This window comes from Stenotrophomonas sp. YJH_SMC_130, from assembly GCF_059369035.1.
The window spans coordinates 21,843-42,818 of the sequence record NZ_JCAFSH010000023.1; the positions used below are offsets into that span (position 1 = coordinate 21,843).

The 20,976-nt window shown below is 67.8% G+C and carries 17 protein-coding genes; 4 read left to right on the plus strand and 13 right to left on the minus strand.

From position 1 onward, the window contains the following. Position 1: 1 nt before the first annotated feature. From AC5P5V_RS16935 to nudE, 6 genes are all read right to left on the minus strand, one after another. Entirely contained in the window at positions 2-961 is a 960-nt protein-coding gene (locus AC5P5V_RS16935) for an SPFH domain-containing protein (RefSeq protein ID WP_049410653.1), read from the minus strand. A 66-nt stretch (positions 962-1,027) separates the two neighbouring features. Continuing rightward, positions 1,028-1,330: an Mpo1-like protein gene (locus AC5P5V_RS16940; protein ID WP_134968392.1), complete on the minus strand. Its 303-nt coding sequence runs from the start codon at positions 1,328-1,330 to the stop codon at positions 1,028-1,030. Positions 1,331-1,454: 124 nt separating this feature from the next. After that, complete coding sequence (locus tag AC5P5V_RS16945) at positions 1,455-1,784, minus strand: YnfA family protein (protein ID WP_072168556.1); 330 nt, start codon at positions 1,782-1,784, stop codon at positions 1,455-1,457. Next, positions 1,781-2,620, minus strand: a complete 840-nt coding sequence (gene mazG / locus AC5P5V_RS16950) for a nucleoside triphosphate pyrophosphohydrolase (protein ID WP_134968393.1) — start codon at positions 2,618-2,620, stop codon at positions 1,781-1,783. Before mazG ends, AC5P5V_RS16945 begins: the two co-directional genes overlap by 4 nt. A 13-nt stretch (positions 2,621-2,633) precedes the next feature. Next, a complete protein-coding gene (gene cysQ / locus AC5P5V_RS16955) occupies positions 2,634-3,437 on the minus strand; it encodes a 3'(2'),5'-bisphosphate nucleotidase CysQ (protein ID WP_053499520.1) in 804 nt (267 codons plus the stop codon). Then, positions 3,434-3,997: an ADP compounds hydrolase NudE gene (gene nudE, locus AC5P5V_RS16960; RefSeq protein ID WP_005418435.1), complete on the minus strand. Its 564-nt coding sequence runs from the start codon at positions 3,995-3,997 to the stop codon at positions 3,434-3,436. Before nudE ends, cysQ begins: the two co-directional genes overlap by 4 nt. Before the next feature lie 77 nt (positions 3,998-4,074). Between nudE and bioA the strand changes: the two genes are divergently transcribed. Together bioA and AC5P5V_RS16970 are read left to right on the plus strand one after the other, a co-directional pair. Further along, the gene (gene bioA / locus AC5P5V_RS16965) at positions 4,075-5,466 is read left to right on the plus strand and encodes an adenosylmethionine--8-amino-7-oxononanoate transaminase (RefSeq protein WP_061478895.1); all 1,392 of its coding nucleotides are present in this window, start codon (positions 4,075-4,077) and stop codon (positions 5,464-5,466) included. After that, on the plus strand, positions 5,457-6,194 hold the full coding sequence (locus AC5P5V_RS16970; RefSeq protein ID WP_180870121.1) for a 16S rRNA (uracil(1498)-N(3))-methyltransferase: 738 nt from the start codon (positions 5,457-5,459) through the stop codon (positions 6,192-6,194). Before bioA ends, AC5P5V_RS16970 begins: the two co-directional genes overlap by 10 nt. Positions 6,195-6,406: 212 nt before the next feature. On the opposite strand, the gene AC5P5V_RS16975 is transcribed toward AC5P5V_RS16970, so the two are convergent. From AC5P5V_RS16975 to pilG, 7 genes are all read right to left on the minus strand, one after another. Then, the gene (locus AC5P5V_RS16975) at positions 6,407-6,871 is read right to left on the minus strand and encodes a chemotaxis protein CheW (protein ID WP_495215962.1); all 465 of its coding nucleotides are present in this window, start codon (positions 6,869-6,871) and stop codon (positions 6,407-6,409) included. Then, positions 6,868-8,205: a chemotaxis protein CheB gene (locus tag AC5P5V_RS16980; RefSeq protein ID WP_231352256.1), complete on the minus strand. Its 1,338-nt coding sequence runs from the start codon at positions 8,203-8,205 to the stop codon at positions 6,868-6,870. The genes AC5P5V_RS16975 and AC5P5V_RS16980 overlap by 4 nt, the downstream gene beginning before the upstream one ends. Then, the gene (locus AC5P5V_RS16985; RefSeq protein WP_134968905.1) at positions 8,192-14,908 is read right to left on the minus strand and encodes an Hpt domain-containing protein; all 6,717 of its coding nucleotides are present in this window, start codon (positions 14,906-14,908) and stop codon (positions 8,192-8,194) included. The genes AC5P5V_RS16980 and AC5P5V_RS16985 overlap by 14 nt, the downstream gene beginning before the upstream one ends. A gap of 100 nt (positions 14,909-15,008) precedes the next feature. After that, complete coding sequence (locus AC5P5V_RS16990; protein ID WP_049415562.1) at positions 15,009-17,045, minus strand: methyl-accepting chemotaxis protein; 2,037 nt, start codon at positions 17,043-17,045, stop codon at positions 15,009-15,011. A gap of 41 nt (positions 17,046-17,086) precedes the next feature. Continuing rightward, positions 17,087-17,617, minus strand: a complete 531-nt coding sequence (locus tag AC5P5V_RS16995) for a chemotaxis protein CheW (protein ID WP_005418454.1) — start codon at positions 17,615-17,617, stop codon at positions 17,087-17,089. Continuing rightward, positions 17,617-17,979, minus strand: a complete 363-nt coding sequence (locus AC5P5V_RS17000; RefSeq protein WP_005410717.1) for a response regulator — start codon at positions 17,977-17,979, stop codon at positions 17,617-17,619. The genes AC5P5V_RS16995 and AC5P5V_RS17000 overlap by 1 nt, the downstream gene beginning before the upstream one ends. 18 nt (positions 17,980-17,997) lie before the next feature. After that, positions 17,998-18,399, minus strand: a complete 402-nt coding sequence (gene pilG, locus AC5P5V_RS17005; RefSeq protein ID WP_005418455.1) for a twitching motility response regulator PilG — start codon at positions 18,397-18,399, stop codon at positions 17,998-18,000. 240 nt (positions 18,400-18,639) lie between these two features. On the opposite strand from pilG, the gene gshB reads away from it, so the two are divergent. Then, complete coding sequence (gshB, locus tag AC5P5V_RS17010) at positions 18,640-19,587, plus strand: glutathione synthase (RefSeq protein WP_061478899.1); 948 nt, start codon at positions 18,640-18,642, stop codon at positions 19,585-19,587. After that, a complete protein-coding gene (locus AC5P5V_RS17015; protein WP_134968907.1) occupies positions 19,587-20,471 on the plus strand; it encodes an energy transducer TonB in 885 nt (294 codons plus the stop codon). The genes gshB and AC5P5V_RS17015 overlap by 1 nt, the downstream gene beginning before the upstream one ends. The last annotated feature ends 505 nt before the right edge of the window (positions 20,472-20,976 follow it).

A 20,976-nucleotide genomic window follows, 5' to 3' on the forward strand; every position in this document is an offset into this window, starting at 1 on the left:
GTCACCCTCCGAGCGGCGGCGGCCGCTTGCCGGCGACCTTGTTGTCCTGGCTGGCCAGCGCCTGCTTCGCCAGTTCGGCCACGCCCGCGATCGAACCGATCACGCCACTGGCCTCCATCGGCATCAGCACCAGCTTCTGGTTCGGCGAACTGGCCAGTTCCTTGAACGCTTCCACGTACTTCTGCGCAACAAAGTAGTTGATCGCCTGCACGTCACCCTCGGCAATCGCCGCCGACACCACCTTGGTCGCCATCGCTTCGGCCTCGGCCAGGCGCTCGCGTGCCTCGGCATCACGGAACGCAGCTTCGCGACGGCCTTCGGCCTCCAGCACGGTGGCCTGCTTTTCGCCATCAGCGCGCAGGATCTCCGACTGGCGTGAACCCTCTGCCTCGAGGATCTGCGCGCGCTTTTCGCGCTCGGCCTTCATCTGCCGCGCCATCGCGTCCAGCAGATCCCGCGGCGGCTGGATGTCGCGGATCTCGATGCGGTTGACCTTCACGCCCCAAGGATTGGTGGCATGGTCGACCACGCTCAGCAGCTGGGCATTGATCACCTCGCGCTGGCTGAGCGATTCGTCCAGGTCCATCGAACCGATCACGGTACGGATGTTGGTCTGCACCAGGGCGATCATCGCCACTTCCAGGTTGGCCACCTCATAGGCGGCCTTGGCAGCATCCAGTACCTGGAAGAACACCACGCCGTCCACGCGCACGGCGGCGTTGTCCTTGGTGATCACTTCCTGGCTGGGCACATCCAGCACCTGCTCCATCATGTTCACCTTGCGCCCCACCCCGTACACGATCGGGATCAGGAAATGCAGGCCGGGGGTCATGGTGTGCGTGTAGCGCCCGAAGCGCTCGACGGTCCACTCGTAGCCCTGGGGCACCATCCGTACGGCCTTGAACAGGATCACCACGGCCACGAAGGCCAGTACCACGGTAAAGAACATGGTCGGGAACATCTTGCTTTCCTTATCGATGACGTCCAGGCCCCAGCATAGCGCGTGAAGGCCGCATTCACAGCGGAGCTACCAGGGCACGCGCCCGCGCAGGATGTCGGCGAACATCACCCAGTCGCCCATGAACGAGTACAGCGGGTGCTGGAAGGTGGCCGGGCGGTTCTTCTCGAAGAAAAAATGGCCGACCCAGGCGAACCCGTAGCCGCAGAACAGGGCGCCGAGCAGGAACAGCGGCTGGCCGCGCAGCAAGGCAGTGGCGACCAGCAGCAGGACCCCGCAACTGCCGATGAAGTGCAGCCGCCGCGATACCGGGTGGCGGTGTTCGCTGAGATAGAACGGATAGAACTCGCGGAAGCTAGCGAAGCGGGACATGAGCAGGCTCGGGGAACCAGGGTCGCCCACATCATGCGCCATCGCTGACCTTGTAGAGCCGAGCCATGCTCGGCTTGCGCGCGCCAGCGCGGTCGGAAGGAGAGCAGCCGAGCATGGCTCGGCTCTACACCGATGAGGTGCGCGGCCCGAACATGATCACCGCCATGCCGGCCAGGCACAGCGCTGCGCCCAGCAGGTCCCAGCGGCTGGGACGAATGCCATCGACCAGCCACAGCCAGAACAGCGCGGTGCCGATGTAGACGCCACCGTAGGCGGCATAGACCCGTCCACTGGCAGTCGGGTGCAGGGTCAGCAGCCAGGCGAACAGGGCCAGGCTGGCCGCCGCCGGCAGCAGCAGCCAGACGCTGCCTCCCTTGCGCAGCCACAACCATGGCAGGTAGCAGCCAACGATCTCGGCCAGCGCGGTCAGCAGGAACAGGCCAAGCGTTTTCACGCCTTCTCTGCTGCCTTGGCCTGCTGCCACAGTGCTTCCTGCGCATCCAGGTCCAGTTCGGCCAACGCCTCACCCTGTGCGTCGGCCTGCGCTTCCATCGCGCGGAAGCGACGCTCGAACTTGTGGTTGGCACCGCGCAGTGCAGCGCCCAGATCGATATCGGCATGGCGCGCCAGGTTGGCGCAGACGAACAGCAGGTCGCCCAGTTCTTCCTGCACGCGCGCCTTGTTGCCCGCGACATCGCCGCGTTCGAACTCCTCGCGCAGCTCCTGCAGCTCCTCGGCGGCCTTGTCCAGCACCGGCAGCGGACCCAGCCAGTCGAAACCGACCTTGGCGGCGCGCGACTGCAGCTTCACCGCCCGCTGCCATTCCGGCAGGCCGCGCGAGATACCGGCCAGTGCGGAGGTGTCCTGCTCGCCCTTGGCGGCGCGCTCGGCCCGCTTGATCGCCTCCCAGTTACGCATCACCCCGTCGGCATCGTCGACGCTGGCCTCGGCGAACACGTGCGGGTGGCGGCGCTGCATCTTGTCGCTGATCGCGCGGGCCACGTCTGCGAAGGCAAACGCCCCCTGCTCCTCGGCCATGCGTGCGTGGAACACCACCTGCAGCAGCAGGTCGCCCAGCTCGTCGCAGAGATCGTCCAGGTCGCCGCGGTCGATCGCATCGGCGACCTCGTAGGCTTCTTCGATGGTGTAGGGGGCGATGGTCGCGAAGTTCTGCTCCAGATCCCACGGGCAGCCGCCCTGCGGGTCGCGCAGCCGCGCCATGATCGCCAGCAGGCGCTCCAGTTCGTTGCTTGCGGCGCTGCCGGTGGTGGGGGTGTCGTGCGCGCTCATGCGGCCTCCAGGATCAGTCGGACAACCAGTCGCGCCATGGCAGGCTGGTATCACCAAGGGCAATGAAATCGCCGTTCAACAGGGTCTCGCGGCGGTTGTAGCGGAACGGCTTGCCGGTCGCCGCCGACAGCACCGCGCCGCCGGCGGCATGCAGCACGCACTGGCCGGCGGCCGTATCCCATTCAGAGGTCGGGCCCAGCCGCGGATAGACATCCAGGCCGCCTTCGGCGATCCGGCAGAATTTCAGCGACGAGCCTTGCGCGATGGTCTCGATGCGGCCCATGCGCGCCAGCAGCGCCTCGGTTTCCGGCGAACGGTGCGAGCGGCTGGCGGCAACGCGCAGCGGAGCCGTGGCCGGCGTGCGGGTGCGCAGCACGGTGTCATGCAGGCCCTGCCGCCGATAGGCCAGTTCGCCGCGCATGGCATGCCAGACAATGCCGGTGACCGGCGCCAGCACCACGCCGAATGCCGGCGCGCCCTGGTAGATCAAGGCGATGTTGACGCTGAATTCGCCGTTGCGCTTGACGAACTCGCGGGTACCGTCGAGCGGATCCACCAGCCAGTAAGCGCCCCAATGGCGGCGCTGCTCCCAGCCCACCTGCGCCGATTCCTCGGACAGGATCGGCAGGTCCGGTGTCAGCTGCCGCAGGCCCAGCTCAATGACCTGGTTGGCCGCCAGGTCGGCCGCGGTGACCGGGCTGTTGTCGTCCTTGATCTGGACCTCGAAGCCATCGGCATACACCTGCATGATGGCTTGGCCGGCCTGCTGGGCGATGGCGATGGCGGTCTCGCGCAGGTCCGTCGTCAGCTTGATCATCGCGTTCCCTGCAGCCACTGGCGGGCAATGAACAGCGCCGCCAGCGAGCGTCCCTCGGAGAAGTCCTCGCGCAACATCAGCTGGTCCAGTTCGGCCAGCTTCCACGGCACCACTTCCAGTTCTTCCGGCTCGTCGCCGGCCAGTTTTTCCGGGTACAGGTCGCGCGCCACCACCAGCCACGACTGGTGGCTCATGTAGGTCGGGGCCAGTGTCATCGCGCGCAGCACGTCGACCCGGCGCGCACCATAACCAGCCTCTTCCTTCAGTTCGCGGTCGGCAGCCTGCTCGGGGGTCTCGCCGGCGTCGATCCTGCCCTTCACCAGCCCCAGTTCGTAACGATGCATGCCGGCGGCGTATTCACGCACCAGCAGCACGGTTTCATCGTCGAGCATCGGCACCACCACCACCGCACCGTGACCACGGCTGACCAGGCGCTCGAAACGGCGACGTTCACCGTTGGAGAACTCCAGGTCCAGATGCTGGCGCTGGAAGGGGCCGTTCTCCTCATCGGTGATCCGATGGATGATCGGCAAGCGACGGCCGGCACGGTCATCGTTCATGCGGAATCTCCGCGGCGACCGGCGGCTGCGCCGGGGCCGATAGAATGTGCAGGCAGCAACATGTTCATGAGCCCGAAATGCTAGCAGACCCGACCCCCTCCCCGCTGGCCCGCCACTGGCGGCAGCGCGACCTGCAGGTGCTGTGGCACCCGTGCACGCAGATGCGTGAGCATCCGGACACCCTGCCGCTGGTGCCGATCGCCCGTGGCGAAGGCGCGTGGCTGATCGACCACGACGGCCACCGCTATCTGGACGCCGTCAGCAGCTGGTGGACCAACCTGTTCGGTCATGCCGAACCGCGCATCGGCGGTGCCATTGCCACCCAGGCCACGCAGCTGGAACAGGTGATGCTGGCCGGCTTCAGCCATGAGCCGGCCATCACCCTGGCCGAACGCCTGCTGGCATTGGCACCACGCCAGCCCGGCCGCGAGCCGCTGGCCAAGGTGTTCTACGCCGACAACGGCTCGGCCGGCGTGGAAGTGGCGCTGAAGATGGCCTTCCAGTATTTCCAGAACCGTGGGGAGCCGCGGCGCACGCGTTTCATTGCACTGGAAAACGGCTACCACGGCGAGACCCTGGGTGCGCTGGCGCTGGGTGACATCCCGCTGTATCGCCGCGTCTATGCGCCGCTGCTGGCCGAAGCGCTGTTCGCGCCGTCGCCCGATGCCTACCTGGCCGAACCCGGCCAGAGCGCGGCCGACCGCGCGCGGCAGGCTGCCGACGGCCTGGCCACGCTGTTCGACCAGCATCCGGGCGAGATCTGCGCGGTGATCCTGGAACCGCGCCTGCAGTGTGCCGGCGGCATGCGCATGCATGACCCGGTCTATCTGCAGCGCGTGCGCGAACTGTGCGATGCCCATGGCGCGTTCATGATCGCCGACGAGATCGCCACCGGCTTCGGCCGCACCGGCACCCTGTTCGCCTGCGAGCAGGCAGGGGTGATGCCGGACCTGATGTGCCTTTCCAAGGGTCTGACCGGCGGCTTCCTGCCGCTGGCCGCCGTGCTGGCCACGCAGGCGCTGTACGACGCCTTCCTCGACGACTCGCGCGAGCGCGCCTTCCTGCATTCGCACAGCTACACCGGCAATCCGCTGGCCTGCGCGGCGGCACTGGCGACGCTGGACATCTTCCGCGACGACGATGTGATCGCCCGCAACCGGGGCATCGCGTCGGTGATGGGCACGCTGGCGGCACCGTTTGCCGACCATCCGCACGTGGCCGACGTGCGCCAGGCCGGCATGGTGGTGGCGTTCGAGCTGTCGCGCGACGGCAACAGGCGCACGCCGTTCGACCCGGGCCTGCGGCTGGGCCTGCACGCTTACAAGGCCGCCCTCAAGCGCGGCGTGGTGCTGCGCCCGCTGGGCGACGTGCTGTACTGGATGCCACCCTATTGCGTGGATGACGAACAACTGGAGCTGCTGGCACACACCACGCTGGCGGCCATCGACGAGGCGATTGCATGCGCGTGACCCGCTGCCCCATCGACCTGGCGCTGCACAGCGGCCAGACCGTGACCCTGCCGGAAGAGACGGCCAACCACCTGGTGCGGGTGATGCGCCTGCGCGAGGGAGACACCTGCGTGCTGTTCAACGGCGACGGCCATGACTACAGCGCCACGCTGACCGTGGCCGGCAAGCGCGAGGTACAGGTGCGCATCGATGCTGTGCAGGCCATCGATAATGAATCACCGCTGGCGATCACCCTGCTGCAGGGCATCGCCCGTGGCGAGAAGATGGACCTGATCCTGCAGAAGGCCACCGAACTGGGCGTGGCGGCGATCATTCCGGTCAACGCCGAGCGCACCGAGGTGAAGCTCGATGCTGCGCGCGCCGAGAAGCGCGTGGCGCACTGGAACAACGTGGTGACGTCGGCCTGCGGCCAGTCCGGGCGTGCGCGCATTCCGCGGGTGGGGCCTCCGCTGTCGCTGGCGCAGGCCGCGGCGGCGCTGCCGGCCGATACGCTGCGGCTGACCCTGGATCCGCGGGGCGCACATCGCCTGTCGACGCTGACGGCCGCTCCGGCAGGGGGCGTCGTGCTCGCGATCGGCCCGGAAGGGGGCTGGTCGCCGCGCGACCGCGACCAGCTGGCAGCGGCAGGGTTCCAGGGACTGCAGCTGGGCCCGCGGATCCTGCGCACGGAAACGGCCGGGCTGGCCGCGGTCGCGGCGTTGCAGGCGCGGTTGGGCGACCTGGGATAAGACAGGTTCGTGGTAGTGCCGGCCGCTGGCCGGCATCCACGGGATCAGGAGGTTGCCGGCCAACGGCCGGCACTACCGCGACCAACGCGTCCAGGGCAGCAGCCGAGCGCAGGCTCGGCTCTACAGGGCCCGCGCCAGATTGCAGTTTCCTTGTAGAGCCGAGCCATGCTCGGCTCGGTGCCGGTCGGCAGCCGGCACTACCGTTTGGTAGATCAGGCCGCCAGTGAATCCAGGGCGGCTTCCAGTGCGTCCAGGTTCGGCAACAGCGCGCTCTGCTCACCCAGCAGCACGCGCATGTGCACGGTCTGCGGCAGGGTTTCTTCGGAGGCGTCGGCCAGCAGGCCGTCGCGCGGCACCGAGATCAGCTGCGGGAAGTTCTGCGTCAGCAGCTCGTAGTACGGGCGCTGCGCGTTGCCGCTGAGGGACTTCAGCACCACCACCTTGTTGTGGCCGGCCACCGTCTCTTCGCCCAGCCCCGAAAGGCGTGCGAACGACACCAGCGGCACCTGCCAGCCGTGCCAGCCGATCTCGCCAACCAGCCAGCGCGGCGCATCGGAGACCGGCTGCACCGGCACGCGCGACATCATTTCGGCCACGGTGGCATTGGGCAGCAGCACGCGCTCGTTGCCGGCCTGGATCAGGACGCCGCGGATTTCGTCATTGCTGGCGTAGCTCATGGTGCGTCTCCGTTGTCGTCCTGCTCACCCCAGCGCGCGGCAATTGCCTGCGCCAGTTCCTGCGGTTCACCGGCCACCATGCCGGCAGCCACCACGGCGGTGGCCGCCGCCGGGTCATAGCAGCCCTCGCCCACCTGCCCGGCCACCCACGCACCGGCGGCAGCCAGGTCCAGCGCCGGGCCTACGTGGGCCAGGTCGGCACCGCTGAGCAGCACCAGCGCGGTGTGTTCGGCCGGCAGCGAAGCGAGCGAAATACCATTGGCATCGCTCTGGAAATGCAGGCCATCGCTGGCCGCGCGCACGCCGATATCATCGGCCAGCACGTGCACCTCGCCCGGCACCGCGTGCTGGCCGGCCTCGGCCAGCTGCACCGGCAACGGCGAAACGCGGGACATCTGCTTGACCAGGTTGCCGTAGCGGCCACCATCCAGACGCATGTGCACCAGGACCGGCACGCTCAACGACGCGGGCAGTGCGCCGAGCAGGCGACGCAACGCATCCGGGCCACCGATGCCGGCCAGCACCAGCAGCGATGCGGCACGCGCACCGGCCGGGGCGGCGGCATCCAGATCGACCAGGCTCAAATGATCGGTATCGAACGAGGGCTGCGGCGCGACGACCGGCGCCACGGCTTCTGCCGATACGGGTGCTTCGATCGATTCCTCGACCAGCGACCAGGCGGTGTGATCGAAGGAGACCGGCGGTGTCGCGGGCGCCGCCGGTTCGGCCAGTGCGTGCGGCGCCGAAGGCGGATCCAGAGGCTCGAGCACGACCGGCTGCAGCGCCGCCAGGGCCTGCTCCAGCGCGATCGGTTCGTGCAGGTCTGCCGGTGGCGAATACAGGCCGTCGGCCGGAACGTCATCGGCCCAGCTCAGCGCCTGTTCCAGGTGTGGCCGCAGGGCTTCTTCCTGCGGCGCCGGCGCGGGCGCCGGATGACCAGGCTCCAGCTGCAGGCTGGGCTCTTCTTCGGCGCCCGGCGGCAACACCTGCTGGTGGCCGTGCAGCTTGGCGGCCAGGTGGCGCCCCCAACGTTGCGCCTCCCAGCCGTCGCGGCGGGCGGCCAGCTCAGCCTCATCGAACACCAGGGTCAGCCCCGGTGCCGAGAGCGCGGATTCCAACCGTTCCAGTGCGTCCTCGATGGCAGCTTCCAGCGCGATCACCACGAACTGCGGATCCGCGGCCTGCAGGACCTGCGGCTCGAGGCCGTTCGGATCATCTTCCAGGACCAGCTGTACATCGGCATGCGCCAGCGCCTCGCGCAGGCGTTCACGCGCCGCACCGGGGCGGGCCAGCAGGGCGACGGCCGGGGCCGGATGGGTTTCACTCACGGACACGGGCGATCCCCAGCAGGTCGTACACGTTACGCATCAGGTCCAGTTCCTGGTACGGCTTGCCCAGATAACGCTGGACACCGATCTCGAAGGCACGCTGGCGGTGCTTGTCGCCGCTGCGCGAGGTGATCATCACGATCGGCACATCCCTGTATCGCGGATCGGCACGCATCACAGTGGCCAACTCGTAGCCGTCCATGCGCGGCATCTCGATGTCCAGCAACATCAGGTCCGGCACGCGCTCTTCCAACCGCTCCAGTGCTTCCACGCCATCGCGGGCGACACTGACTTCGAAGTTGTGGCGTTCGAGGATGCGGCCGGTCACCTTGCGCATGGTCAGAGAGTCATCGACCACCATCACCAGCGGCACCTGGCGTTCGTCGCGCGGCGCATTGGCCAGCACCGGTGCCGTCGGATTGGCCAGGAAGCGGCGCACCAGCGGCGCGACGTCCAGGATCACCACCACGCGGCCATCGCCGGTGATGGTGGCACCGTAGATGCCCGGTACCGATGCGATCTGCAGGCCGACCGGCTTGACCACGATTTCGCGGTTGCCCAGCACCTGGTCGATCGCCACGGCTGCACGCAGGTCACCGGCACGGACCAGCAACAGCGGCACCTGGTCCTGGCCATCGGCACGCGCCGGGGCCTGCCCGACCAGGCTGCCGAGGTCATACAACGGATAGTCTTCGCCGCTGTAGCGGTAGCTGCTGTCGGCGGCCTCGAAACGTTCGCGCGACAGGCGGCCGATACCGCTGACCGAGGCCACCGGCACGGCGAAGGTGGTCTCGCCGATCTGCACGAACACCGCCTGGGTGACGGCCAGCGTCTGCGGCAGGCGCAGGGTGAAGCGCACGCCCTGGCCGCGCACCGACTGGATGTCGACCGAGCCGCCCAGCTGGCGCACTTCGTTGCGCACCACGTCCATGCCCACGCCACGACCGGCCAGCTGGCTGACCTGGTCGGCGGTGGAGAAACCGGAGGCGAAAATCAGGTTGTCCAGTTCCTGATCGTTCGGCTGCGCGTCGGCGGCCAACAGGCCACGGTCGATGGCGCGGCGGCGGATCGCTTCGCGATCGAGGCCGGCACCGTCATCGGCCACTTCCAGCACGATTTCCGAGCCTTCACGGTGCAGGCGGATGGCAACTTCGCCCTCTTCCGGCTTGCCGGCGGCGCGGCGCTGTTCCGGCGCTTCCAGGCCATGGGCCACCGAGTTGCGCAACATGTGTTCGAGCGGCGCGACCATGCGATCGAGAACATTGCGGTCCAGTTCGCCGTGGGTGCCTTCCAGGGTCAGGTGCACCTGCTTGCCGGTATCCATGCCGGACTGCCGGACCACGCGGCGCAGGCGCGGCACCAGGCCATCGAACGGCACCATGCGCGCGCGCATCAGGCCGTCCTGCAGCTCGGAGCTGACGCGCGACTGCTGTTGCAGCAGCGAATCGTACTGGCGCGACAGATCGTCCAGCACCCCTTGCAGGCCGCCAAGGTCGGCCGCCGATTCGTTCAGCGCACGGCTGAGCTGTTGCAGCGTGGAGAAGCGGTCCAGCTCCAGCGGATCGAACTTCTGGTCTGCCTGGTCCTGCTCACGCTGGTAGCGGGCGACGATCTGCGCTTCGGTTTCCAGGTCGAGCCGGCGCAGCTGGTCGCGCAGTCGCGCGTTGGTGCGCTCCAGCTCGCCCATCGCACCACGGAACGCGCCGAGCTGCTGCTCAAGGCGCGAGCGGTAGATCGCCACTTCACCGGCATGGTTGACCAGGCGGTCGAGCAGATCCGCGCGCACGCGCACCTGTTCCTGCTGCGGGCGTGCCAGCGGATCTTCATCGACCACGCCTTCGGCCGGCAGCGGTGCCGACAGCGGCGCGTCGAGCAGTGCCGGCGCCGGACTGGCGACCGCTGCCGAAACAGTTTCCGCGACGCTCGCCACGTTGGCTACAGCTACGGCAGCCGCCGCTGCCGCAGCGAGATCGGTGGTCGTACGCACTTCGAACGCGTCGACCAGGTCCTGTGCCGGTTCCACCACGCGATGGTCGCCGGTGTGGGTGAGCAGCTGGTGCAGGCGATCGAATCCGCGCTCCAGCAACTGCACATCGCGGCGTTCGATCTCGGTGCGACCAGCGGCGACGGCTTCCAGCAACGATTCGATGCTGTGGCCAAGATCGCCGATGGCGTTGATGCCGGCCATGCGTGCGCCACCCTTCAGGGTATGCAGGTCACGCTGCAGGCCGGCCAGCACCTCGCGGTCCTGCGGCGCATCGCGCAGCTCGCTGATCAGGCCATCGCAGTGGTCGAGCAGGTCCTTGCCTTCCTCGACGAAGATGTCGACCAGCTCGCGATCGTAGACGCTGAAGTCGAGCGTATCGGCGCTGTCTTCCGGCACCGGGATGTCAAGGACGTCGGGTGCCACGGTTTCAGCCACGTCGGCGTCAGGCGCGCCAACGGCCGGGGCATCCGACACGGCATCGGCAGCTTCGGCGTGGACTTCCACCTGGCCCGGCGCGTCTTCCAGTTCGAAGAACCGGACCGGTTCGGCGGTGGCCGGCGCCGCGGCCTCCGCGATCTCCTCATTCACCGTCGCCGGGGACGGCTGATCGGCGCTCTCTCCTTCACCGATCGCCGCCTCCCCGCCGACGTCCGCATCCTCGGCAAAGGCTTCCGCCTCGCCCGGCGCGAGTTCGCTGGCCTGCAGGCCGAGCACGGACCATTGCCCGTCGTCGGCCAGGGGCTGCTCTTCGTCGATCACGTGCAGGCCGGCCTCGAGCGCGGCGTCCAGCGAGACCGGTTCTGCAAACCCCGGCGCAGCCATTTCATCCTGCAGGCTCGACAGCTCGCTGTCGAGTGGCAGTGCAGCAGGCGTCTCGAATGCCTCAGGGTCAGCGACGTGCACGTGATCGAACGAGGACGCATTCAGGTCAGATGCGACGGCTTCGACAGCATCCGGAATCTCTTCGGCATCGCGGTCGTCGACCGGCAGCGCACTGGCATCCAGGTACGGCGACAGATCGTCCACGACGGTCAAACCGGCATCGTCGGCCAACAGCGGCGCGCTTTCGGCCTCCGTCTCGACACCGTCTACCTCAACGCCCGGAACATCGTCGGCCACCTGGATCGATTCGACCACCGGTAGCGACGCCGCTCCCTCACCCGGTACCGACGGCCATCCGGCATCGAAGTAGCGCGAAAGATCGTCGCTGGCGGTCAGCTCACCAACCTCCAGCCCGCCCTCGCCCTCAATCGCCGCATCCTCGACCGGGGCTTCGGCGACATCGGCAACTGCCTGTGGTTCCTGCTCCGGCGCGACGGACGAAGGCGGTACCGCATCGGTTTCAGGCGCGATGGCTGCCGAGGCGTCCGCATCCCATTCCGCCGTCGGTTCGTCATCCAGCGCCAGCTCGGCTTCGTCGTCCTCCAGGCCCACCATCGGCCAGCGCGCTTCCGGCAACTCGCTGGCCAGCGCCTGCAGGCGCTGTGCCAGTACCTGTTGCGGTGCGATGCGCGGCTGTTCGGCCTGCAGCGCTTCCATGGTGGCGGTGATCGCCTGCGCGGTCGCATCCAGCGCGGCCACGCCTTCATAATTCGGCACCACCTCGGCGGCCAGTGCACGCTTGATGTAGGACTCGGCACCGCCGGTTACAGCCGTGATCTCGGGCACTTCGGTCATCGCGAAGGCGCCGTTCATGGTGTGCACTGCGCGCAGGAGTGCGTCGCTGACCGGCTGCGGTGCCTGCTGCGCCGAACGCAGCCAGTCCTGCAGGGTGGCCTGGTGGACTTCCACCTCGGCCTCGAGAATCTCGCGCAGCACGCTGTCGATGTTGGCCGGCGTGCCGGTGGTTTCGGCCTCCTCGGCGGTATCGGCCAGCGCCGAAGCGGCAATCTCCGCGTCGAGAATGCGGCTGATCTCGTCTTCGCCCACGGCTTCGGCCAGCGGTGCGACCGGTGCAGTGGCCCCAGGCAGGGGGACGTAGTAGGTTTCCTCGCCTGCACCGACACGATCGGCGATGGCCTGCATGGCCTGCAGGTCGACGCTGATGCGCTGGCCATGGCGCAGCGCCGCGTTCAGCTGGGGCAGCGCCGCATGCGCGTTGTCGACCATCGCCAGCACGGCGGGGGATGCAGCGCGGCTGCCATCCAGCACGCGGTTGAGCATGCCTTCGATCTTCCACGCGAACTCACCCAGGGTGCGTGCGCCGACCAGGCGGCCACTGCCCTTGAGAGTATGGAAGATGCGGCGGATCGGGCGCAGCCGGTCCATGTTGTCCGGCTGCATCCGCCATGCCGGCAGCAGCGTGCCGAGATTGGCCAGCTCATCGTCGAACTCTTCCAGGAACACCTCGCGGATGTCCTCGTCGATGTTCTCGGCATCGTCATCGAAACCGGCGTCGAAGCCCGCATTGGTGTCAGCATCGGTCCCGGCAACGGCCGAATCCACCGCCTCCGGCGCTGCCGCAGCGGCCATCGCCTGTGGATTGAAGCCGGCAGCGGCCGCACTCAACTCGGCGAAGAACTGGGCGTCGGCCTCGCTGAAATCGATCGGCGCGATGGTGTCGATATCGATCACCGACACGGCCGGCGCCGAGGTTTCCGCTGCCGGGATGGGCGCTTCGATCGACGGCGGCGTGATCAACGTTGCCGGCAGGTCATCCGGGGCCTCATCCACCTCGGCCAGCACTGCGGGCGATACATCGGCCAGCGGCGGGACGACGGCATCGACGATCTCCAGCGAAGGATGCAACGCGGCGTCATCGTCCAGCGACAGCGTTTCCATCGCATGCAGCGACAGCACGTCGTCAGCGTTGTCCAGCGCGTCGGCATCGAAGCGGAACACCACGTCGTCGGCCACGGCAGCCGCATCCTGTTCGGCCGCCACCGGGTCGAATACCGGTGCAGCATCGAAAGCGGTCGCGGAGGAATCCACCGCGTCCGTCATCTCATCGATCACAGGCGCTGCGGTGTCCTCAAGCATCTGCGGCGCCTCGGACAGCGACCACTGCGGTGCACCGGGGTGGCCGCTGTCAGCCAGTTCGAAGCTGACCGGATCGAAACTGGCGAAGGTCGGGCTGCGCTCGTCATCGGCAGGCACGATGGCGTCGGCCTCCGGATGGAACGGCGCCAGCTCCCACTGCGGGACATCCGGCGCAGGTGCGCTGGACGCCGCGAAGACCAACGATGCCTCCGCATCGTCGTGCGTCGGCGACGGCGAAGCATCGATATCAGCCTTGCTGGCGGCCACGGTGCCCAGTGCGCCGAACATCAAGCGGTTGTCGGACACCATCGGCGCCGGCGAGGCCGGCGGCGGATCGAAGGTGAAGTCCGGCAGTGGCACCGGCACGTCGCCGGCAGCGGGCGCCGCAGGCTGCACCGGAACCTCGATGCGCTCCGGCTGCAGCGGCTCGGCCTGCAACGCAACCGGCTCACGTTCGACCGGCAGCAGTGCCGGCGCTTCCGGCGCGACGGCATTGTGCTCCGGCAGCGGCCAGTAGCGCAGAGCCTCGAGGCTGCTGCGGGTGATTTCGAGGATGTCCTCGCGGCCCGGGCGGCGGTCGCGCAGGGCTTCCAGGTAGTACTCCAGGCTGGCCATGGCATCGGCCAGGGTGTCCAGCTGGCGGCCACTGGGCACGCGCTGGCGGCCGATCAGTTCGGCCTCGATGTACTGCTGCACGCCGCGCAGGTAATCGGCGGCGGTACCCAGGTCGAGCATGCGCAGCGCGCCGGACACATCGCCCAGCAGGCGTGGTACATCCTGCAGCTCGGCATGGTTCCAGCTGGTTTCGATGAAGGCGACGAAATGCTCGCGGGCAGCGGCGAAGTTGGCGATGGCTTCATGCGCCAGCACCTCCACCGTGCGCCGGTTCTCGACCGCGCTCGGATCGTCCTCGCCACTGCCGCCGGCGCCCAGATGGGCAACCTGGTCGTCCAGCGAGGCATCGACGTACAGCAGTGCACCGGCAATATCCAGCAGCAGGTTCTCGTCAATCTGCTGGCGACCTTCAACCACGCCGCGCAGCGCATCGCGCTGCTGCACGACCACGCCGCGGGCCACGCCCAGGCCCATCATGCCCAGCGTGTCGGCCACGGCGCCAAGCTCGTTGGCCTGGGTCTGCAGCTGTTCCGGCGCACCACCGGTGCGCAGGTGCAGGTCAAGCGCATCCTTGATGCGCAGCAGTTCTTCCTTCACCGCACTGCCGACCGTGTCGAGCAGCTCGCGGTTGCGTCCGCTCAGGCTGCCACGGGCATGGTCCAGCTCGGCCTCGGTGGCGGTGACGCTCTCCGGCGCAAAGGCCAGCAGCACACTGTCAGTGACGCCTTCTTCGCCGCGCGACGCACGGATCTCGTTGAGCAGCGGCATCAGCACGATCGGAATGTCGCGATGGCCGTTCTGCAGGCGTTCCAGATAGTCGGGCAGCAGCACGCTGCCACGCATCAGGGTTGCGCAGGCTTCATCACGGTCGGCCACGCGACCAGCGCCGATGGCATTGGCCAGCTGCTCCAGTTCTTCGGCCACCATCGCCGGGGCATACAGCTCGACCATGCGCAGGGTGCCCTGCACCTGGTGCAGGTAGCCGGCGCAGATGCGCATGCGGCTGGCATCGGTCGGGTCTTCGGCGTAGTACTCGACCTCGTTGCGCACCTGGCGCAGGGTCTCGTCCAGCTCGGGCTTGACCCAGCCCAGCGCTGCGTGGCTCATCGCATCGCGCAGACTGCTCATGGACGCGCTCCGTTCGCCGCCGCGCGGTGGCCGCGCGAGTTCTGGCGTGGGGAATGGAAATGCTTCATCGACTGGTTCCTTGCTCGCCGCCCTGCCCGCGTCACGCCGGCAGCTTGAAGTCGGCGACCGAACGGCGCAGGTCCGCCGCCAGCTGCGCGAGGTGGCCGATCGACTCGGCGGTCTGTCCGGCACCCTGCGAGGTCTGCCCGGTGATCTGCCGGATCACGCCCATGGTGCGGGTGATGTCCGAGGCGGCGGCCGACTGCTGCTGGGCGGCGATGGAGATGTTCTTGATGAGGGTGTTCAGCGCGTTTGACACGCGTTCGATCTCGGTCAGCGCGGTACCGGCGTCCTCGGCCAGGCGCGCACCAGACACCACTTCGGCCGTGGTCTGCTCCATCGAGGTGACCGCTTCATTGGTGTCGGCCTGAATGGCCTGGACCAGGTTTTCGATGCGTCGGGTCGCACCCGAGGTGCGTTCTGCCAGGCGCTGCACTTCGTCGGCCACGACCGCGAAACCGCGGCCCGCTTCACCGGCCGACGCGGCCTGCACCGCCGCGTTCAACGCCAGGATGTTGGTCTGCTCGGAGATGTCGTTGATCAGTTCCACGATCGAGCCGATTTCCTGCGACGACTCGCCCAGGCGCTTGATGCGCTTGGAGGTTTCCTGGATCTGGTCACGGATCTGGTCCATGCCCTGGATGGTCTCGCGCACCACGCCGGCACCTTCGGCAGCGATCACCACCGAGCGCTGTGCCACGTCGGCCGACTCGGCCGAGTTGCGCGACACCTGCTCGATGCTCGCCGCGATCTCCCCGATGCGGTCCGAAGCCGAGGTGATCTGGTTGGCCTGGTGCCCCGCGGCCTCTGCCAGCTGCATGGCGGTGGCCTGGGTTTCCTGGGTGGACATCGCGACCTTGGCCGAGGTGTCGTTGATGGTGGTCACCAGGTGGCGCAGCTCATCAACCGCGTAGTTGATCGCGTCGGCGATCGCGCCGGTCATGTCCTCGGTCACCGAGGCCTTCACCGTCAGGTCGCCCTCGCCGAGCGAGGAGATTTCGTCCAGCAGCCGCATGATCGCCTGCTGGTTGCGGCTGTTGAATTCCACCTGGGTCTGGTAGCGCAGTTCCTGCTCGCGCGAGCGGCTGCGCACGTTGGTGGAGACGAAGCCGATGATCGCGATCAGCGACAGCGCACCGGAGACCACGCCAATCCAGAAGTTCGGGAACAGGCGGGTGTCGGATACCGAGCCGAACGAGGAGAACGCGTCGAACAACTTGCGGCTGTCATCCAGCATGTGGGCCGAACCCTGGCCCAGCGCGGTGGCAGCGGACTGCGCCGCGAACAGCTGGCGCGAGCTGGCCAGGATCGCGTCGGCGTCCTGCTTCATCGCTTCCCACTTCTGCTGTGACTGTTCCAGCGCGGCCACGGCGGCGGCACCGCGCACGGCGGTGATGCCCAGTTCCTCGTTGCCGTTGCGCAGGCCGTCGAGCACCTGCGAGAACACGGTGATGTCACGTGCCAGCGCATCGCCGGAGGTCGCCGCGGCGCTGCCACCGGCACGCATTTCGGTCACGCGGCGGGCCATCGAACCGGCCACCACAACCTGCTGCAGCGCGCTGTACACCTGCGACGACGGCGCGCCGGAAGCGGACATCGCACGCACCAGCTCGTTCAGCTGGGCCTGCAGGCCCGGCACTGCGCCGGTGAAGTTGTTCGCGTTGCCGGCCAGCGCCAGCACGGCCGGTTCGCTGGCCACCAGCTGCCCGGCCTGCTTGCCCAGCGGCGCCCAGGTCTCGCCGAGGGTGGCGATGGCACCGGCTACGCCCGGCTCCTTGCCGTAGCGTCCCTGCAGGGTCGACACGTTCTGCTCGATCGCGTTGCGGGTGGCCTTGAAGGCGGTGAAGGCCTGGGCGTTGCCGCCGACCGCGTCACGTCCCTGGTTGGCCAACTGCTGCGACAGCACCTGCAGGTCGGCGGCCTTGGAGCCGGCGTCGGCAAGGCGGCTGCCCTGCCAGGTGGCGACGCCGGTGTTGACGCCGAACAGGATCATCGATGCCAGCAGCAGGAACAGCCAGAGGTTGCTGCCGCCCAGCCGCAGCTTGCCGGTCTTGGTGGCGTCCGAAGCAGTACTCATCGTTCAACCTCGATCTTCAATGCAGGGGGCGATGCCTGGCCTCAGGCCGCGGCTTGCCGGAATTCAGGGGTGCGCGACAGCAGCGAGAGCGAGAACACGCCCCAGTCATGGCCGTCGGCATGGAAAGCACGATCGACGAAATGCCCGTAGCGGCCTTCTGCCAACGTGCCCGCTTCGATCTGCTGGTCCAGCTCGAAGCTGCGCTGGCCGAACAGTTCATCGATGGTCAGTGCGACGTCGCCGCCGGCCTGGCGCATGATCAGCACGCGCTGGCCTTCCTGCTGCACGGTGCGCGTGCCTTCCAGGAAGTACTTCAGGTCGACCACCGGGAACAGGTTGCCGCGCAGGTTGCCCACGCCCAGCAGCCAGGGCTGCGCACAGGGTACCGGGGTCACCGGCGGCATCGGTACGATTTCCACCACTTCGCGGAAATCGGACACCAGCCGGCGCTGACCGACGCGGAAACCCACGCCACGCCACAGGTCCTGGGCAAACTGCTTTCCGGGCAGCTGCACCGCATGGGCCAGGCTGCGCCGTTCATAGGCTTCAAGGATGTCGAAGGGCGAGCGCATCAGGCCACCAGTTCGTTGATCCGCGCGATCAGTTCATCCTCGCGCGGCGGCTTGACGATGTAATCGGCGGCGCCCTGGCGCAGGCCCCAGGCCTTGTCGGTTTCCATCGCCTTGGTGCTGACGATGATCACCGGGATGTGCTTGATCGCCGCATCACGGGCCATCGCACGGGTCGCCTGGAAGCCGCTCATGCCGGGCAGGACCACGTCCATCAGCACCAGCTGCGGCACCTGGTCGCGGACCAGCTGCAGGCCATCCTCGGCGTTGTCCGCTTCCAGCACTTCGTGGCCGGCACGGCGCAGCCACTGGGTGAACACCGCGCGGTCGGTCGGTGAATCCTCGATCAGGACGATACGAGCCATTGTGCCTTTCCCCCCTGGTCAGGCGTTGACGTATGTGCGGATGGCACCCAGCAGTTCTTCACGCGTGAAAGGCTTGGTCAGGTACTGCTCCGAGCCGACGATGCGTCCCCGCGCCTTGTCGAACAGGCCATCCTTGGACGACAGCATGATGACCGGGGTCGCCTTGAACAGCTGGTTGCCCTTGATCAGCGCGCAGGTCTGATACCCGTCCAGGCGCGGCATCATGATGTCGACGAAGATGATCTGCGGTTGCTGGTCTGCGATCTTGGCAAGCGCTTCGAAGCCGTCGGTGGCGGTGACCACCTCGCAGCCTTCGCGCTTGAGCAGCGTTTCCGCAGTCCTGCGGATGGTCTTCGAATCATCGATGACCATTACCCGGAGTCCTGCGAGTTCCCCGCCCGCAGTCGTGTTTTCAGTCATTGCCTATCCCCAAGCGCACGGCCCGATCTCTGGCGGGGGCCGCTGCGAAAGCGTATCTATATCGCACTTTCCGCGCCCGCTTCAAGGCCGCCCCACGGCGCGGGGCATGGCCCCCTCCTGAACGTGACGGGTTTCGCAATGAGTGCGCGACCGCCGGGCGGACGCTGCGTTGCAGTATGGCAGGGAGGCGCGCGACCGGCGTTGCCGCTACCATCAACGCCTTGCCTGACAGGTGCGACCATGCCGTTGAACGTCATCGTGGTGATGGACCCCATCGCCCACATCAAGATCGCCAAGGACACCACCTTCGCCATGCTGCTGGAAGCCCAGCGCCGCGGCCATGCCCTGCACTACGTGCGGCCGGGCGGACTGGCCCTGGAAGGTGGCGTGGCGGTGGCCCAGACCGCGCCGCTGCAGGTGCGCGACGACCCGGCCGGCTGGTATGAGCTGGGTGAGTTCAGCCGTACCGAGTTCGGGCCCGGCCAGATCGTGCTGATGCGCAAGGACCCGCCGGTCGACGCCGAGTACATCTACGACACCCAGGTGCTGGACGTGGCCGCCGCTGCCGGTGCCTGCGTGGTCAACAACCCGCAGGGCCTGCGCGACTACAACGAGAAGCTGGCCGCCCTGCTGTTCCCGCAGTGCTGCCCGCCGACCCTGGTCAGCCGCGATGCCAAGGCGCTGAAGGCCTTCGCCCTCGAACACGGCCAGGCCGTGCTGAAGCCGCTGGACGGCATGGGCGGCCGCTCGATTTTCCGCAGCGGCCAGGGCGATCCGAACCTGAACGTGATCCTGGAGACACTGACCGACGGCGGCCGCAAGCTGGCGCTGGCCCAGAAGTTCATTCCCGACATCACCGCCGGCGACAAGCGCATCCTGCTGGTCGACGGCGAACCGGTCGATTACTGCCTGGCACGCATTCCCCAGGGTGACGAGTTCCGCGGCAACCTGGCGGCCGGCGGCCGTGGCGAAGGGCGCCCGCTGAGCGAGCGTGACCGCTGGATCGCCGGCCAGGTTGGCCCGGAGATGAAGCGTCGTGGCATGCGCTTCGTCGGCCTGGACGTGATCGGCGATTACCTGACCGAGGTCAACGTGACCAGCCCGACCTGCGTGCGCGAGCTCGACGCGCAGTACGGCTTGAACATTGCCGGCACCCTGTTCGACGCGCTCGAGGCCGGCCTGCGCTGATGCCGTCCGCACCCGCCGTTCTGCCCCCGCCGCCACGCGAAGCGCAACGGCTGGGGGCCACCATCGCACTGTCGGTGCTGGTCCACGCCCTGCTGATCCTGGGCGTGGGCTTCGCCGTGAAAGGCGATGCTCCGCTGGTGCCGACGCTGGAAGTGATCTTCAGCCAGACGCGCACCGCACTGACGCCAAAGCAGGCTGATTTCCTTGCCGCCGCCAACCAGGAAGGCGGTGGCGAGCACGACCGCGCACAGCGTCCGCGCGACAACCAGGCCGGCATCGTGCCGCAGGCGCAATCCGGACTCAGCCCGGTTCCCCAGCAACAGCAATCGGCCGCGCCGGTTCCGCCGCCGCAGGCACGGGTGGTCAGCAGCCGCAACGGACAGGACTCGGTGGCACAGGCGCAGGCCCAGCCAACCCCGGAACGCCCCGAGCCGGACGCGCCGTTGAGTGCACGCGAGCAGCGCGATGTGGAGATGGCGCGACTGGCTGCCGAAGTGCATCTGCGCTCGGCGCAGTATGCCAAGCGCCCGAATCGCAAGTTCGTGTCGGCCAGCACGCGTGAATATGCCTATGCCAATTACCTGCGTGCTTGGGTCGACCGTGCCGAGCGCGTCGGCAACCTGAATTATCCGGACGAGGCCCGGCAGCGACGGCTCGGCGGCCAGGTGGTGATCAGCGTGGGCGTGCGGCGCGATGGCAGCGTGGAGAGCAGCCGCATCCTGCGTTCAAGCGGGACGCCGCTGCTGGATGAAGCGGCGCTGCGGGTGGTGACGCTGGCGCAGCCGTTCCCGCCGTTGCCAAAGACCGAGGACGAGATCGACATCCTGCAGGTCACCCGTACCTGGGTGTTCCTGCCGGGCGGCACGCTGCACGACGACCGGTAAGGTTTTGGTGCCCGGGCCTGCGGCCCGGGACCCGCTGAAGGGCTAGAGCAACAGCAACAGCAGCGGTTGGTGTCCTGAAGCTTGGCGGGGCGGTGTCGGGCGGCGGGGACGCCGCAAGTACGTCCGTGTAGGCTTAGCCGCGGCATCCATGCCGCGGATACCCCGCCGCCCGACACCGCCCCGCCTCTGACAGATCGCGGCGCACCATTGCTGTTGGTAGGTGTCGACCTTGGTCGACACACATCCACGCCACGCGTGGATACGAGCGAAGCGACCCGCTTTTGATTTTGATTTTCTTTTGATTTTCCGTGGCGGACGCACACGGAAACTGTCAGAGGCCGGACGGGGTGGGTTCGCGGGGGTATCTGATCTGGCCCCCTGAAAACGGACGCCATGAAGCCGTTTCAGGCGGCAGCCCGGAGCTGCCGGGCGTAGTTGTTAGGCGAGTGGTAGCCCAGCGCCGAGTGTAGCCGGGCTGGATTGTAGAAGCCGTGGATGTAAGCAG

What these genes read in the sequence shown, in the direction of transcription:
- AC5P5V_RS16935 (WP_049410653.1), bottom strand. Translation starts at nt 961, where the DNA reads ATGTTCCCGACCATGTTCTTTACCGTGGTACTGGCCTTCGTGGCCGTG.
- AC5P5V_RS16940 (WP_134968392.1), bottom strand. Translation starts at nt 1,330, where the DNA reads ATGTCCCGCTTCGCTAGCTTCCGCGAGTTCTATCCGTTCTATCTCAGC.
- mazG (WP_134968393.1), bottom strand. Translation starts at nt 2,620, where the DNA reads ATGAGCGCGCACGACACCCCCACCACCGGCAGCGCCGCAAGCAACGAA.
- cysQ (WP_053499520.1), bottom strand. Translation starts at nt 3,437, where the DNA reads ATGATCAAGCTGACGACGGACCTGCGCGAGACCGCCATCGCCATCGCC.
- nudE (WP_005418435.1), bottom strand. Translation starts at nt 3,997, where the DNA reads ATGAACGATGACCGTGCCGGCCGTCGCTTGCCGATCATCCATCGGATC.
- bioA (WP_061478895.1), top strand. Translation starts at nt 4,075, where the DNA reads ATGCTAGCAGACCCGACCCCCTCCCCGCTGGCCCGCCACTGGCGGCAG.
- AC5P5V_RS16970 (WP_180870121.1), top strand. Translation starts at nt 5,457, where the DNA reads ATGCGCGTGACCCGCTGCCCCATCGACCTGGCGCTGCACAGCGGCCAG.
- AC5P5V_RS16975 (WP_495215962.1), bottom strand. Translation starts at nt 6,871, where the DNA reads ATGAGCTACGCCAGCAATGACGAAATCCGCGGCGTCCTGATCCAGGCC.
- AC5P5V_RS16985 (WP_134968905.1), bottom strand. Translation starts at nt 14,908, where the DNA reads ATGAGCAGTCTGCGCGATGCGATGAGCCACGCAGCGCTGGGCTGGGTC.
- AC5P5V_RS16990 (WP_049415562.1), bottom strand. Translation starts at nt 17,045, where the DNA reads ATGAGTACTGCTTCGGACGCCACCAAGACCGGCAAGCTGCGGCTGGGC.
- AC5P5V_RS16995 (WP_005418454.1), bottom strand. Translation starts at nt 17,617, where the DNA reads ATGCGCTCGCCCTTCGACATCCTTGAAGCCTATGAACGGCGCAGCCTG.
- AC5P5V_RS17000 (WP_005410717.1), bottom strand. Translation starts at nt 17,979, where the DNA reads ATGGCTCGTATCGTCCTGATCGAGGATTCACCGACCGACCGCGCGGTG.
- pilG (WP_005418455.1), bottom strand. Translation starts at nt 18,399, where the DNA reads ATGACTGAAAACACGACTGCGGGCGGGGAACTCGCAGGACTCCGGGTA.
- gshB (WP_061478899.1), top strand. Translation starts at nt 18,640, where the DNA reads ATGCCGTTGAACGTCATCGTGGTGATGGACCCCATCGCCCACATCAAG.
- AC5P5V_RS17015 (WP_134968907.1), top strand. Translation starts at nt 19,587, where the DNA reads ATGCCGTCCGCACCCGCCGTTCTGCCCCCGCCGCCACGCGAAGCGCAA.